Source organism: Thalassolituus marinus (genome assembly GCF_020320395.1).
Classification (GTDB): Bacteria; Pseudomonadota; Gammaproteobacteria; order Pseudomonadales; family Oceanobacteraceae; genus Venatoribacter; species Venatoribacter marinus.
This window is the reverse complement of sequence record NZ_JAEDAH010000044.1, coordinates 1-14,894: the sequence shown is the minus strand read 5'-3', so window position 1 is coordinate 14,894 and position 14,894 is coordinate 1. Positions and strand designations below refer to the sequence as shown.

Sequence of the window (14,894 nt, the reverse complement as noted above, 5' to 3'; positions counted from 1 at the left end):
CCGATGCTAGCTCAGCATCTCGCAGCTGATCCTGTTACGACCCTGCCCCTTGCTGCTGTAGAGCTGCTTATCTGCCGCGGCCAGCAGGTCTTCAGCGGAAAACTGATGGGAAGGCAACACGCAGGCTATACCAGCACTGACGGTAAGGTGTTTTGCAACCTGTGATTGCGAATGCTCAATAGCCAGTGTCTGAACTGCGTCCACCATACGCTGAGCAATCAGTTCGGCCCCCTTAAGGTCGGTTGCTGGCAACAGGCAAACAAACTCTTCCCCGCCATAGCGACAAAGGCTGTCCAGGGGACGCTTAGCCATGTCACTTAACGCCTTAGCGACTGATTTCAGCGCATCATCACCGGCGATGTGCCCGTAGTGATCGTTATATTGCTTAAAAAAGTCGATATCGATAAGTATGACGGACAAAGGCCTCTTCTCGCGCATTCCCTGACGCCATTGCAATTGCATCTGATCGTCGAAATAACGGCGATTGGGCACCCCCGTCAGTCCATCCGAGATAGCGTATGAGCGCAATAAATCGCTTTGCAGCTTAACCGTAACATGAGCGCGTACCCGGGCTTTCACCAGCACAGGTTTGATAGGCTTATTAATGAAATCAACGGCACCCAGCTCAAACGCTTTTACTTCATCCAACGTATCGTTTTGTGCGGTGACAAAAATAACCGGAAATTCACCGTACTGACTGCTGCTCTTCAGTATTTGGCAGACTTCGTAACCATCCATATCAGGCATCATAACATCCAGTAACATGATGTCCGGTGGCTGCGACAAACACATCTCAAGTGCCTGTTTTCCACTGGTCGCCATAAAGACTTCAAAGTCTTCTTTAAATATCTCATGCATGATACGAATCATAACTGTCTGGTCGTCCACGACCATCAGACGTGGTTTTCTTGTAAGTCCCGGTATCAGCTGTTGTAAGGTTTTAGTCGAGGTCATGACGGCCTCCGAGACGTTCAAGAATTTTTGCAGCATCGGCAAAGTTCAGCACAGACACGGAATCAATCATTTCTTTCAATGCTGCCTGATTACCCGGGTAACTGTGTACGGGCAGGCCTTCAGCATATTCGACCGCCGACATATTGTTGCTTTGCAGAAGCTCCGCCAATTCCGTTAGTTTTTCATGCCACTGATCTGCACTTAAATCGGTTGATTCCACATTAGCAGACGGATCTGTCATTGATGCGACCAAAGCGGACAATTGACTGACGGATTCATCTGTAAGTTGCCGTAGTTCCTGTAGCAGTTCTGTCCATTGCTCACACAAAGCCTCTTCTGCTCCGGCTTTAAATTGCTTCTCCAGCTCAGCACAGCGGGCAGACAACCGACATGCACCCATGGTCGCAGAGGTGCCTTTCAGAGTGTGCAGCGTTGCACCACTCGCCTGCCATTGTTGTTGTCGCCAGTGTCGCTCAAGCTCATTCAGCATTTCATGGATATCACCGCCAAAACGGTCAGTCATTTTCTTCAGTAGCGCCAGATTGCCAGCAAAACGGGAAAGCAGCGACTGCGGGCTTTCAAGCAGATCATCACAACCAGAGATCAGTTCCGCTTCGGAAGTAGCCGTCAGCCCGGCGCCGGTATCTGACTTCCCGGTCAGGCTGCGTATGGCTTGGACCAGCTCATCAAGATTGATTGGTTTTCCCACATGGTCGTTCATTCCAGCCTGCAGGCAGGCTTCCTTGTCTGCCAAACTGACGTTCGCTGTCATCGCCAGTATCGGCAGCTGATCAAAACGTCCATCGCTGCGGATTCTCCGCGTAGCTTCAAGGCCGTCGATATCGGGCATCTGCATATCCATGATGACTACTTCGTACTGTTTGCCCATTGCTGTCACCATATCCACGCCCTGCATCCCCCCTTCCGCAAGATCAACCACAGCGCCTTCGCCGCTTAACAGTTCATAGGCAATTTCACGATTGGTTTCATTGTCTTCAACCACAAGGATAGACATACCGGTGAGACGTTGCTCCAGATTAGGGGCTATCAGTGCCTTAGCATGCTGATCAGGCTCATGAATGGCACGGTATGCAACTTCTGCCAATTGCCGTTGCGTAACCGGCTTGCTGAGGAAATCGCGGAAGGGAGGGTTGTCGGTATTCAGGTAATCTGCCAGTGATTCACGTCCATGAGCACTGATCAGAATGACCGGCGGAACATTTTTCTCACCGTTGATGCGAATTTGTTCTGCCAGATCAATGCCGTTCAGGTCCGGCAGGTACCAGTCAATCAATGCCAGCTGAAACGGTTGCTCATCTCTGCTGGCTTGCTGCAATGCCGCCATGGCTTCGGCAGCAGAGACACAGTGCCTTACAGACCAGCCAAGCGACTCTGCATCCCGGGTCATCAGCTCTGCCGCCAGCGGATGGTCTTCCACCAGAAGAACATTGAGATCTTCCTGATAAGTATCCCGATCTGTATGACGATCAGCCAGAGGAAATGCGACTGAAAACCAGAAGTGACTGCCGCTGCCTTCGGTACTATCCAGCTGCAGTTCGCCTTCCATAAGATTAACCAGGCGCTTGCTGATCACCAGCCCCAGCCCGGTTCCGCCAAAGCTGCGACTGGTGGTGACTTCGGCCTGAGTAAAACCTTCAAATATTTTCTGCTGATTTTCCTCAGAGATACCAACACCGGTATCTCTGACACCAATATCCAGCTGCACCTGATCTTCGCTGAGCGATGTACAGTGCACATAAATAACAACGTACCCCTGCTGGGTAAATTTAATCGCGTTACCCGCGAGGTTAATCAATATCTGCAGCAAGCGTTTACTGTCACCGCGCATGTAATCGGGTACATCAGAGCCGATATCAAACAGTACTTCTATTGGTTTACTGCCAAGATTGCCCGACAGTACGACCGCCAGGCTGCGCATCACTTCATCAAGACTGAAGGTATGAATATCCATGTGCAATTTGCCCGCTTCGATTTTTGAGTAATCGAGAATATCGTTCAGCAAACTTAACAGGGACTCAGCAGCACTCTGCGATTTATTCACATAATCGCGCTGTCGTTCGGTCAGGCTGGTATGTGATACCAGTTTAAGCATTCCCAGTACGGCATTCATTGGCGTGCGGATTTCGTGACTCATATTGGCCAGGAAAGAAGACTTCGCCGCATTCGCGGCATCAGCGGCTTCTTTCGCATCACGCAAGCGCTCTTCATACAAAAGTTGTTCGGTAATGTCGCGGTTAATGCCCGTTACTCGGTAAACATGGCCATCCTCGTCCATTTCCACCTGCGCTCCGCCCTGCATGTAACGAATCTCACCGTCCGGCCATATGATTCTGAAAACAGGCTTATAGTCCCCTTCTCCTTTCATCGCCACTGAGAGTGCCTGCTCTGTACGCTCCCTGTCTTCCGGATGAATGCGCATGCGCCAGTGATGATACGTCAGGCCTTCCTCACGCAAAGAAACCGGCTGGTGATACATATGGAACATTGTGTCGTTCCATTGCAACTGGTTGTCATCCGGTGTCCATGACCAGACACCAAGCTCTGCAACTTCCGCCGCCATAGAAAGCTGGGCCATCGCCGCGCCGAGAGCATCGGTTTGTGCTCTCTGCTCTGAAATATCAGTCAGAATGCCTACCACCAGCCGCTCGCCAGCAACCGACATTTCTCCGAGACTGATCTGCACAGGAAACACCGAGCCGTCTTTGCGTTTTGCCTGAATAGCGCGGTTAATACCAATCATGCGTGGAATTGCCATATCACGAAAACGCTGCATATAGAGATCGTGGCGGCCGGCAAATGGTTCTGGCATTAGCAACGAAACATTCTGGCCGACGACTTCTTCCACGGTGTAGCCAAAAACATGTTCGCCTGCCGGATTAAAGGAGCGGATGATACCCATGGCATCGATGGTAATAATCGGATTAACAGCAGTATCGAGAATTGCCTGAGTAGTCGACAGGCTTTTTTCTAATTCTAACTTCGCTGCCTTACGCTCTGTTACATCAACAGCAATACCCAGATAACCGACGATCGTTCCGTCATCATCTCGCAAAGTGGTTGCTGATAAACTGACCTGCAGTCGCTGCCCGTCCTTACGGATGTAGGTCCACTCCCGGGTATCCGTTCCGTCGAGCTCAGTGAGATGGACAAATACCCGGAAGCCTTTAATATCGCCGCCAAACTCCTCCTCAAGCTGCTGAGAACGCAGTTCAACCTCGGCAGGATCGTGCAAAATAGCTGGTGATTGCACACCAACAAATTCGGCCGCCGAATAGCCCAGCATTCGCTCAGCACCACGATTAAACAGCGTCACCTTACCGTCTTTATCGGTAGCTATGATGGAAACCTCGGAGGCAGAATCGAGAACATTTTTCAGCAAACGCGCCAGACGCTGCGCTTCACCTGCACGCTGCTCCACCTGTTTTTCCAGGTTCGCGTTCAGTTCGATAAGACTTTGCTGATATTCCTTTTGCTGCGATATATCCCGGATACTTTCCGAAAGCCCCACAACTTCATTTCGACTGTTACGCATAAGCGCATAAGAAATAGCAACATCGACCTGTTTGCCATCCGCCCGTTGCCGTACTGTTTCCAGTGATGGGGGTACTTTTCCCTGACCAGCAATGGCACACAGGTTACGGTCTTCTTCGTCACAGTTTTCCGGAATGATCAGATGCTGCACCGGCTGTCCGATAGCTACCTCTTCTTTAACACCAAACATTTGCTCGGCAGCACGGTTCCAGCTGACAATATTGCCATGACAGTCGCGACTGATAATGCCATCGGAGGAGCTTTCAACGATGGCTGCCAGGTGCGCTTGCTGGGCCCGTAATTCGTAACCTCGCAGACGGCTCTGACGCCACAGAAGAAAAGCAGCACTCAGCAGAAAAGAAATAACGATACCAATCGCAAATGCATAAAGCGGAGATATCAGATGCAATCCTTGCTTAAACGCCGGGGTTACCTGATAAGTTACTTGCCACTGACGTCCGAACACTTCGCGGTCTATAGCCAGAGTGATTCTGCTGTCGTCCTGCAACCATTGCTGGCGATAAAAAACCTCCGATATTCCATCACCACCAATATCTGCCAGCTGTATTCCCAGATGATGGCTGCTAAGGTCAAGCCCTTGCAGAATCTCTTCGGTAATCAGTGGTGCATAGCTCCAGCCAATACCCTGTTTGATACGCTGTTCTGGTGTATCCGGTGTCGTAACCGAGGCATATACCGGCATCAGTATCAGAAACGACTGCAAGGGCTTACCGGTTGCCTGTACCAGAGTAATGGGAGCCGTCAGGCGAACCTCACCACTTTCGAGCGAAGACCAGGCGGCTTCCCGACGATTCTTTTCGGAAGCGATATCAAGACCAACGGCCTGAAGATTACGCCCAACAGGTTCTATGTATTGGATAACAAAACGTTCACCATCGTGAGGAGAGAGCTGACGGATGGTGAATTCCGGCCAGCCATCAGCGCGGGCGGATGCAATAAAGCTGGCTTCATCCGCTGCATTAACCCGGCGAATATAGCCAAAGCCACGTGCCCCGGGAAACTCGGTATCAACATCCCGGGTAGCGCTGTAGCCCTCCACCCGCCGACGATTCAGGCGGTTGCCTGCTGTCAGAATAGCCCCCCGCATGCCGCGTAAGCCGTACTGGTACAGCTCAATACGCTGACTGATGAGATGCGTAATCTCAGCAGCTTCTGTTTGCAGCATTCGGTGCATGTAACTGCGGTTATGACGCTCCACCTCCAGCGCCACCAGTGCAGACAGCATGATGCCAGCGGCCAGCAACAACAAAGGCCAGCTCAAGTGCTTCGATATAGTCAAGCGGGCCTTCATCTACCCTCCCCGATCTTCCGGCCAATTCTGCCTGCAGTACCCTCTTAGCGTAGACGATAAGCGCAGGGTCTCCAGAGGCTGATCAAGTACCGGGGTTCTGGTATCATCCGCCCTCCGAAATCAGCAGCGACAGAGACATTCCCATCATGATCACCATGTACGGCATCAAAAACTGCGACACCATCAAGAAAGCCAGACAATGGCTGGAAGCAGAGGGTATCGATTATCAGTTTCATGACTACAGGAAGGATGGCCTGTCTGCAGAGTTGCTCGATACCTTTATCGCCGACCTTGGCTGGGAAGCACTGCTGAACAAGCGTGGTACCACCTGGCGTAAAGTGGCGGACGAAATCAGGGATACAATCAATGCTGATTCCGCCCGCGAACTGATGCTGGACAATCCATCCATCATCAAGCGTCCGCTACTGGACACACAAACCCAGAAGGTTCTGGGATTCAAAGCTGACGATTACGCTGCCCTGAACCTTAAATAAGCTTTAAATCGTTTCAAACTATTAGCCCTGCGCCACGGCGCAAAACAGAGGACTGACCATGAGTAATGCATTTGCACTGGCCATTGGTGTTGGCACCAAAAACTCCAACGGCGACTGGCTGGAAGTTTACTACCAGCAGCCACTGCTGAACCCTGCGTCTGAGCTGGTAGAAGCAGCAAAATCAGCACTGGGTTACGAAGGCGGCAACGCTGCTCTGACCGTCGATGGTGGTGAGCTTAACGCCTTTGCCGATGCCATCGAAGCAGCTGCTCCACAGCAGGCAGCTCTGGCCCGTGCCTGTACCGAAAGCCAGAAACCAGTGGTTGTTACCGTTCTGGAAAGCGACGAACAGTCTTCTTCAACCCCTGAGGTTTACCTCAAGCTGCACCTGCTGTCTCATCGTCTGGTTAAGCCGCACGGTCTGAACCTGGCGGGTATCTTTGGCCTGCTGCCAAACGTAGCCTGGACCAACAAAGGCGCTATCGACCTGGCAGAGCTGCCACAGGCACAGCTGGAAGCGCGCCTCAACGGCGAACTGCTGAGCGTAAACAGCGTGGATAAGTTCCCACGCATGACCGACTACGTAGTACCAGCCGGTGTACGTATTGCCCACACCGCACGTGTACGCCTGGGCGCTTACATTGGTGAAGGCACCACCATCATGCACGAAGGCTTCGTTAACTTTAACGCCGGTACTATGGGCGTTTCTATGGTTGAAGGCCGTATCTCTGCAGGTGTTGTGGTGGGTGATGGTTCTGACCTGGGTGGCGGCTGCTCGACTATGGGTACCCTGTCTGGCGGCGGTAACATCATTATTTCTGTCGGTGAGAAATGTCTGCTGGGCGCCAACGCTGGTATTGGTATCCCACTGGGTGACCGTTGCACCGTAGAAGCGGGCCTGTACGTAACGGCAGGTACCAAGATTCAGGTTCTGGACGACCAGAAGAACGTGGTAGAGACCGTTAAAGGTCGTGACCTGGCGGGCAAATCTGACCTGCTGTTCCGTCGTGACTCCATCACCGGTGCTGTTCAGTGCGTAACCAACAAAAGCGCAATCCAGCTGAACGAAGAACTGCACGCTAACAACTGATTCTGCTTGCAGAACAGCTTGTAAAAACGGGGCCATGTGCCCCGTTTTTTATTGCGCATTCAACCGTTAACAGCGACAACATTGGGCAACATATTGTTTCAGTGCTGTCTGTTAATAAGGTCTATAGTTTCTGTAACTTCGTCTGATGCTGATGCATCTGTCTGACTGAAACGGAATACGCCCGACGTGCCGACATTATCCCTGTTAAGAGCTCTTTTATTTCCAGCAATTGCCCTGACTTCCGTCTGGTGGCTAGCGCCACTCACAGGGCTCTGGACTGAGGACTACCAGACACTGATCAGTGTTCTGCCCTATCTGCTGGGCACTTTATTACTGGTACTCGCCCAGGTATTTAATCAGGGACGCCTGGGACAAATGGCCCTGCTGGTGATGGCGACCTATGCGCTGATCCAGTTTGAGCTTCAGGCCAGTCTGGAACATTCTGAGCGTTGGTGGGTTTTCTTCTGGCTCACCCTGCTGTGGCCTTTAAACGCGGTGGTCGTGCGTTTCTTGCCGGAGCGCAGACCTCTGTCTCTGGCCGGAATGATGTTTCCTCTGGCGCTGGCTTTACAGCTTTTGCTGATCTACGGACTGACGCTAACCAGTCTGTATCCCGCCGTTTTACAATGGAGTGAGTCATTCCGCGCAGCCGGTGTCGGAGGTTTGTTACCTCTGCCTGCCTGGCTGTCATTCAGTATTGCCGTTGCCCTGTGCGCTAATCGTCTGCCGCGCAAAGCGGATATTCCGCTGGCCTTTATCACCGTTATTGTTCTGCACGCAGGCATGTTTTACCTGTTTGCCAGCCAGCAGGTTTCGGCACTGACTGCCAGCACATCTCTGCTGTTGCTATTCGCCACATTATTGGTCAGTAACCACCAACTCGCATTCATTGATGAATTAACAGGACTTCCCGGACGGCGGGCACTGATGAATGACCTGAAACACCGCCATGGTCGTTATATTCTTGTTATGGCGGATATCGATCACTTCAAGAAATTCAACGATACCCACGGTCACGATGTGGGTGACGATGTGCTTCGCCTTGTAGCCGCTCAACTGGAAAAAACCAGCGGTGGCGGTCGGGCCTACCGTTATGGTGGCGAAGAATTCACGCTGCTGTTCCCATCCGCCGAGTTGGTTGAAACCCGCCCCTTTATAGAAGCCACCCGCGAGCGCATTGCCAGCTATCAGCTGACACTACGCGACACGAATCAGCGTCCGGCGAGCAGCAAGGATGGTAAAAAACAGCGTGGTCAGAAAAGCAAAGCGCGAACCCTGAATGTGACCATGAGCTTTGGAGCCGCACGACGAGAGTCTGGTGAAAGCATAGAGGCACTGATGAAACGGGCAGACAACGCGCTGTACAAAGCCAAGCAGAATGGCCGAAACAGGGTCGAAGATGCGGTATGATGGTGCTTTAAACGCCGCCAGTCAGCGCTGACTATGAACAAAGAAAAACGTACCGAAATTTTTGCCCGTCTGCGGGAACAGAATCCGAACCCGGAAACCGAGCTGGAATACTCTTCGCCCTACGAACTGCTGGTTGCCGTGGCCTTATCGGCTCAGGCCACGGACGTAAGCGTGAACAAAGCGACGCGAAAACTGTTTCCGGTGGCCAATACGCCGGCTCAGATGGTCGCGCTGGGCGAAGAAGGCCTGAAGGAATACATCAAAACCATCGGACTGTTTAACAGCAAAGCGAAAAACGTTATCAAAATGGCTGAGCTGTTACTGGAGCGGCACGGCGGTGAAGTTCCCGATAACCGCGATGATCTGGTGGCACTGCCCGGAGTTGGGCGTAAAACGGCCAACGTGGTACTGAACACAGCCTTTAAACAGCTGGCCATGGCGGTTGATACGCATATTTTTCGCGTATCCAATCGTACGAAAATTGCCCCCGGCAAAGACGTTGATGAAGTTGAAGCCCGACTGATGCGCCTGGTGCCGAAAGAGTTTCTGATGGATGCACACCACTGGCTGATTCTGCATGGCCGCTACGTCTGCGTGGCGCGTAAACCCAAATGCGGTGCCTGCATCATCGAAGATCTGTGTGAGTTCAAACAAAAAACATCCGACTGAGGTCCGTCTTATGAGACTACTGCACACTATGCTGCGTGTGGGCGATATGGATCGCTCCATTCGGTTCTACACCCAGGTGATGGGTATGAAGCTGCTGCGCAAGCACGACAACGAGGAGTACAGATATACCCTGGCGTTTATCGGTTATCAGGATGAGAACGAAGGTACCGTACTGGAGCTGACCTACAACTGGGGCGTCAGCGAATACGAGCTGGGCAGCGCCTATGGCCATATTGCCATTGAAGTAGACGATGCCGCCGCAGCTTGTGAAACCATCCGCCAGAACGGTGGCAAGGTGGTCAGAGAAGCCGGTCCGGTGAAAGGCGGTACAACCGTGATTGCCTTTGTCGAAGATCCGGACGGCTACAAAATCGAGCTGATCGAAAAGCGTGCCTACAACTACGAGCTGTAATTGAAGCTGCAGAGTCTTTACTGATCCCCTGCTTCTGGCTGGTAACGGTAGTGAAACACCTTCAGACCTTTGCCAGCCTGCGCTTCAATAAACACCTCAGGTGCATGAATGCGCTCCACCAGAACACAGTCTGGCGCAAACTCTGCCACCTGTTGCTGTAGAAAGTGCTCATCCAGCTCAGGTGCATTCAGGCACAACAACAAATCACCACCGGGTACTACCAGTTCCGGGATTCGGCGCAGTAGCTTCGCATAGTCTTTGCGAATATCCACGCTGCCCTTCTGGAAACTCGGTGGATCGGAAATCAGCAACTCATAAGGACCATGCTTCTTCAGACGTCCGAAGGAGCGGAAAATGTCCACCCCCTCAAAAGCAACCTTCGCCAGATCATGGCCGTTAAGACGGTGGTTTTCCCGGCCATTGCTCAGTGCAGCACGACTCATATCTACATTGACGACTTTACTGGCACCGCCTGCGATGGCTGCCACAGAGAATGCACAGGTATAGGCAAACAGATTCAGCACCCGGCGACCGCTGGCATGGGCCTGAACCCAGCGTCGGCCATTAGCCATATCAAGAAATAGTCCGGTATTCTGAGACCGATTGAGATACAGACCATATTTAAGTCCAGCCTCTTCAATTGCCATGAAGTCAGGACACTCACCGGCCAGAGTCTCAAAAGGCGCTCCCGGACGGCAGCGATACTGCACCACCACCGAGCCAGCACCCGCTTCGGCTTGCAACCACTGACACAGCTCTCCCAGCCATTCCTGCGGACTCTCACGGAACAGCGTGACCAGTGCCAGCGTGTTGTACCAGTCAATTGAAACATGCTCAAAACCGGGCCAGGCATGCCCGCGACCATGAAACAGACGCTGCGCTTCCTGCCCCACAGGCAGGCGGATATTTTGAAACACGGGAGTCCCCAGGCAAATCAGAACGACATAGTTTACCAAATGGCACCAGTCTCTGGCAGCCAGAGTGGCTCAGGCCCCGTAGTCATGCGGTTTTCGTAATAAAAAAATAATTTAAAAAGGGGCTTGCAGATGCTTGGTTGCTTGGGATAAGTGAGATACTATGATTCCAGTCTGTACTAATGCAGGCATATTGGCGAGTGCCTGCATATTGAAGGATATGAAAGTTACTGGTCGATAGGGGCATTTATTGATTGCATGATGGCCAGCCAGCCAATATCGACAGTAATGCCAGTTGTAATGAAAGGCCGGAACACCGGCGCACTACTCAGGAAAGTAAGCATGGCAAATTTAATTCAGGGCACCGTTAAGTGGTTCAATGACGAAAAAGGTTTCGGTTTCATTGAGCAAGAATCCGGCAAAGACGTTTTCGTTCACTTCAGTGCTATCAATGGCAATGGTCGTCGTACTCTGGCTGAAGGCCAGAAAGTGACCATGGAAGTGACTCAGGGCCAGAAAGGTCCTCAGGCTGAGAACGTAACTCCAGTCTGATCAGTCTCTGAACATTACAGCCCGCTTCGCGGGCTGTTTTGTTTCTCCCCTCTGCTGATTGCTCCCCCGCGTGAACCTGATACTCTGCTAACAGGAACATGAAGGAATCGTTGTTGCATGATTGATCAGGGTGAGCTGTTTGATATCCCCAGCCCTTGCAGACGCATCTGCGAGCTCAATAACCGTGGTTATTGCAAAGGCTGTTTCCGTTCGCGCGAAGAGCGCCTCAATTGGCTGAAGTTCAGTGACTTTCAGCGCCAGCTGATTATCAATCTGTGTGAGAAGCGTCGCCTCAAGGTACTCGCCGCCCGCAATCCTCACCCCCATCACGAAGACGAAGATGCTCTGCCTCCGCAGTTCGACATGTTCGATGCCCTGCCGCTTCCCCCTGAAACTGCTGTCGAAGCCACCGTTAGCGGCGAAACACCCGCAACAGAGATACAGGCAGAAGCTGCAACAGCCTCACTGTTTACCGACACCACAGATCAGAACATCGACGAACCAGTACAATCTGACCGTATGCCCGCATCAGAGTCACCGAGCCTGGTGGCAAGTGAAACGCAGGTGTCAGCCAGCGAGACCGAAGAGCTAAGCCCGCCTCAGCCTGACCAGAGCACGCTGTTTACTGAGGATGCAACACAAGCCCGTAATGATAAACAGGCTGAAGGGAAAGCGGCACGCAGTAAATCACCACGTACCAGAAAGAAAGCTGACGACAATCAGATCGATATGTTCAGCTGATCACGAACACAGTGCAACGTTAGCAGCAAGATCACGCTTCCACTGCATGGTCATGGACGTTCGGCGGGTAGGCTTGTACTCTGCGCCAACCCAGCCACGATATCCCGACGTCTCAATACAGCGGAAGATAGTAGTGAAATCCAGCGTTCCTGAGCCCGGTTCACCCCGCTGAGGAATATCAGCAAACTGGATATGTCCGATTTTATCGGCATTCTCATCGATAAAACTACAGATCTGACACCCCATCAACGCCATATGATAAACATCAAATTGCGCCTTAATTGCCGGATGCTTGAGTTCATCGACAATAGCCAGCATCTGATCGGCTGTTGAAATCAGGAAGTCCGGCATATCGCGGGTATTAATCGCTTCAAAGGTCGTCGTAATACCAAACGGAGCCAGATTGTCTGCCGTCTTCACCAGATTCTTCTTGAAGGTATCCAGATAGAAAACCCGTTTGTTTTCATCGCTGCAACGGCCCGGCAGAACATTCACGCAAGATACTTTCAGCGCCCGCGCATACGCCAGGCATTCAACCATGGCCGCCGCATATTCAGCGGCTTTACCTGGTACCGCAGCCAGGCCTTCGCCCCCCTGCATCAGATCACCGGCAGGTACGTTGATCAGCACACAACTGAGATTATTCTCTTTCAGCGCCTGCTGAATATCACTGATCGGAGTGTCGTAAGGAAACTGAATCTCGACCGCAGAAAAACCGTCGTCGTGCGCAGCTTTAAAACGCTTAAGAAACGGCAATTCGGTGTACATCAATGACAGATTAGCGGTGAGTTTCACCCTGATTTCTCCGTATACATAGTCACCAGGGTGCAGGGATCCCGCTCTGCATTACCCTGGCTGGCGTGCATTCGCATAAGCTCTGCACCCAGTCCGGCCATTGGAATGGCACTTCTCATTGTTCTGGCCAGATCATTGGCCATATCCAGGTCTTTAAGCAACGTTTTTACGTGCCACTTCACCGGGTCAAAGTCGCGTTCTGCCATACGTGGCCCGGTTAGCTGCAATGGAATTGAATCGGCAAAGCCACCTTTCAGCGCCTGAGGGATAGCGGCTGCATCAACGCCTGACTTTTCTGCCAGAGCCATCACCTCCGCCATTACCAGCACATTACAGCTGACAATCATCTGGTTGCAGATTTTGGTTACCTGACCGGCACCAACATCCCCCATGCGAGTGACACGCTGAGACAAAGGCGCCAATACCGAACGCAACCCGTCGATAACTGCTTCCGGGCCACCGGCCATAATCGCCAGAGTCCCCTGCTCGGCGCCAGCAACTCCACCGGACACCGGGGAGTCGATCCAGACCATTCCACACATACTCGCCAGCTTTGCTGCCATAGTGCGGGTCTCTGCCGGATCAATACTGGAAAAGTCCACCAGCACCTGATCTTTATTAGCGTATTCAGCAATACCCTCAGGACCAAAAACAATGGCTTCAACGGCGGCCGTGTCCGTCACGCAGGTCATCAGAATGTCGCTATCGGCGACCAGCGTCTGAATGCTGTCTGCAACCCGCGCACCATTCGCTGCCGGCACAGCTGTTTTATCAGGGTTCCGATTCCACACCGTTACCTGAAAACCAGCTTCCAGCAGACGTAAGGACATGGGTACCCCCATCAGGCCCATACCCGCAAAACCAATACGTGGTTGCTGCATAACCATTCCTCTTAAAGATGCACAATAATATCAAAGACTTACGTCAGATAAATGACTGATACGACATATTTATCAGTTAGCGAATTCACACCGTTACAAGAAACAGGCAAGTCGCAGTTACACGCTTTTAAAAACCTCGCCTATGCTCAGTAGTAGTGAAACCAAAGGAAGTATAACTATGAGCATGGCCACCATCTTTGCAGAAACCCAGCAACTGCCTCACATTCCACGCGTTGTTCAGGAACTGATAGAAAGCTTCCGCAATGAGGACGTTGATGTCGATGAGCTGAGCAGCAAAGTTGCACTGGATCAGTCGCTGACTGCCAAAGTTCTGCGTCTGGCGAACTCCGCTCACTACGGAGTATCCCGCACCATCGCCAACCCCCATGATGCCATTATGTTGCTGGGTTTTAATACCCTGCGAACAATGGTTCTGGCGTCTGGTATGACCTCAGCGTTCAAGGCACCAGACAACTTTGATATGAAAACCTTCTGGCGCGACTCATTCGCGGTCGGGGCGCTGTCCAAATGGCTGGCCAACTATGTCGACGGTTGTGACCGGGAAACAGCCTTTACCTGCGGCATGCTGCATTCTGTTGGTGAACTGCTGATTCGCATGGTAATGCCCAAAGAAGCACGTCATATCGATGAAGCGCTGAGCATGGGTGGCACACGCCACACTCTGGAGCGCGGACAGCTGGGCTTTACCTCGGCCGATGTTGGTGCAGAACTGGCCAAGCGCTGGAAATTCCCGGCAGAAATGCAGCAAGCGATACTGGAGCAGAACAATCCGGATCTGGATCGTACCTACTCAGCTCTGGCCGGTATTCTGCACATTGCCCAGTATCTGAATAAGGCCCACAAAGATGGTCTGGATGAAGAAGCTATTCTGGCGAAATTCCCGAAAGCAGTTGCCGATGCCATTGGTATGAACTGCGACAAGGCTTACGCTGACCTCGCCGACTCTAATGACCTGAGTTCAGGGCTGGAAGGCCTGCTGGAGTAAACTCCCACAAAGTAAAAAGGCCCCTCGGGGCACTGCTGTCCCACAGTTTTAAAGATATCGGTTTTCTATAAACGACTTTTAAATCCGCAATGCCTGCTGCCTCCCAGGGGAA

13 protein-coding genes are annotated in these 14,894 nt (G+C 52.1%); 8 read left to right on the top strand and 5 right to left on the bottom strand.

The window, feature by feature from the left end; genetic code table 11:
* Window positions 1-6 precede the first annotated feature (6 nt).
* A complete protein-coding gene (locus I9W95_RS09510; RefSeq protein ID WP_225674228.1) occupies window positions 7-954 on the bottom strand; it encodes a diguanylate cyclase domain-containing protein in 948 nt (315 codons plus the stop codon).
* Window positions 941-5,818, bottom strand: a complete 4,878-nt coding sequence (locus I9W95_RS09505) for a PAS domain S-box protein (RefSeq protein WP_225674226.1) — start codon at window positions 5,816-5,818, stop codon at window positions 941-943. Before I9W95_RS09505 ends, I9W95_RS09510 begins: the two co-directional genes overlap by 14 nt.
* A gap of 146 nt (window positions 5,819-5,964) precedes the next feature.
* Here I9W95_RS09505 and I9W95_RS09500 point away from each other — a divergent pair, with 146 nt between their 5' ends.
* The 5 genes from I9W95_RS09500 (at window position 5,965) to gloA (ending at window position 9,893) form a co-directional block, all read left to right on the top strand.
* Window positions 5,965-6,312, top strand: a complete 348-nt coding sequence (locus tag I9W95_RS09500; RefSeq protein WP_225674224.1) for an ArsC family reductase — start codon at window positions 5,965-5,967, stop codon at window positions 6,310-6,312.
* Between the two features lie 58 nt (window positions 6,313-6,370).
* Window positions 6,371-7,402 carry a 2,3,4,5-tetrahydropyridine-2,6-dicarboxylate N-succinyltransferase gene (dapD, locus tag I9W95_RS09495; protein WP_225674222.1) on the top strand — a complete coding sequence of 344 codons (1,032 nt, stop codon included), beginning with the start codon at window positions 6,371-6,373 and terminating at the stop codon, window positions 7,400-7,402.
* A 186-nt stretch (window positions 7,403-7,588) separates the two neighbouring features.
* A complete protein-coding gene (locus tag I9W95_RS18505; protein WP_225674219.1) occupies window positions 7,589-8,812 on the top strand; it encodes a GGDEF domain-containing protein in 1,224 nt (407 codons plus the stop codon).
* A 33-nt stretch (window positions 8,813-8,845) separates the two neighbouring features.
* Window positions 8,846-9,481: an endonuclease III gene (nth, locus tag I9W95_RS09485; RefSeq protein WP_225674217.1), complete on the top strand. Its 636-nt coding sequence runs from the start codon at window positions 8,846-8,848 to the stop codon at window positions 9,479-9,481.
* A 10-nt stretch (window positions 9,482-9,491) separates the two neighbouring features.
* A complete protein-coding gene (gloA, locus tag I9W95_RS09480) occupies window positions 9,492-9,893 on the top strand; it encodes a lactoylglutathione lyase (RefSeq protein WP_225674215.1) in 402 nt (133 codons plus the stop codon).
* 17 nt (window positions 9,894-9,910) lie between these two features.
* Here gloA and I9W95_RS09475 read toward each other — a convergent pair whose 3' ends face one another.
* Window positions 9,911-10,810, bottom strand: coding sequence for a class I SAM-dependent methyltransferase (locus I9W95_RS09475; protein WP_225674213.1), 900 nt, complete (start codon window positions 10,808-10,810; stop codon window positions 9,911-9,913).
* A 339-nt stretch (window positions 10,811-11,149) separates the two neighbouring features.
* Between I9W95_RS09475 and I9W95_RS09470 the strand changes: the two genes are divergently transcribed.
* A complete protein-coding gene (locus I9W95_RS09470; RefSeq protein ID WP_225674211.1) occupies window positions 11,150-11,359 on the top strand; it encodes a cold-shock protein in 210 nt (69 codons plus the stop codon).
* Window positions 11,360-11,476: 117 nt separating this feature from the next.
* The gene (locus tag I9W95_RS18390; protein WP_263866160.1) at window positions 11,477-12,100 is read left to right on the top strand and encodes a DUF1289 domain-containing protein; all 624 of its coding nucleotides are present in this window, start codon (window positions 11,477-11,479) and stop codon (window positions 12,098-12,100) included.
* On the opposite strand, the gene I9W95_RS09460 is transcribed toward I9W95_RS18390, so the two are convergent.
* Together I9W95_RS09460 and I9W95_RS09455 are read right to left on the bottom strand one after the other, a co-directional pair.
* Complete coding sequence (locus I9W95_RS09460) at window positions 12,101-12,895, bottom strand: hydroxypyruvate isomerase family protein (RefSeq protein ID WP_225674209.1); 795 nt, start codon at window positions 12,893-12,895, stop codon at window positions 12,101-12,103.
* The gene (locus I9W95_RS09455; RefSeq protein ID WP_225674207.1) at window positions 12,892-13,776 is read right to left on the bottom strand and encodes an NAD(P)-dependent oxidoreductase; all 885 of its coding nucleotides are present in this window, start codon (window positions 13,774-13,776) and stop codon (window positions 12,892-12,894) included. Before I9W95_RS09455 ends, I9W95_RS09460 begins: the two co-directional genes overlap by 4 nt.
* Before the next feature lie 178 nt (window positions 13,777-13,954).
* Here I9W95_RS09455 and I9W95_RS09450 point away from each other — a divergent pair, with 178 nt between their 5' ends.
* Entirely contained in the window at window positions 13,955-14,782 is an 828-nt protein-coding gene (locus tag I9W95_RS09450) for an HDOD domain-containing protein (RefSeq protein ID WP_225674206.1), read from the top strand.
* Window positions 14,783-14,894 lie beyond the last annotated feature (112 nt).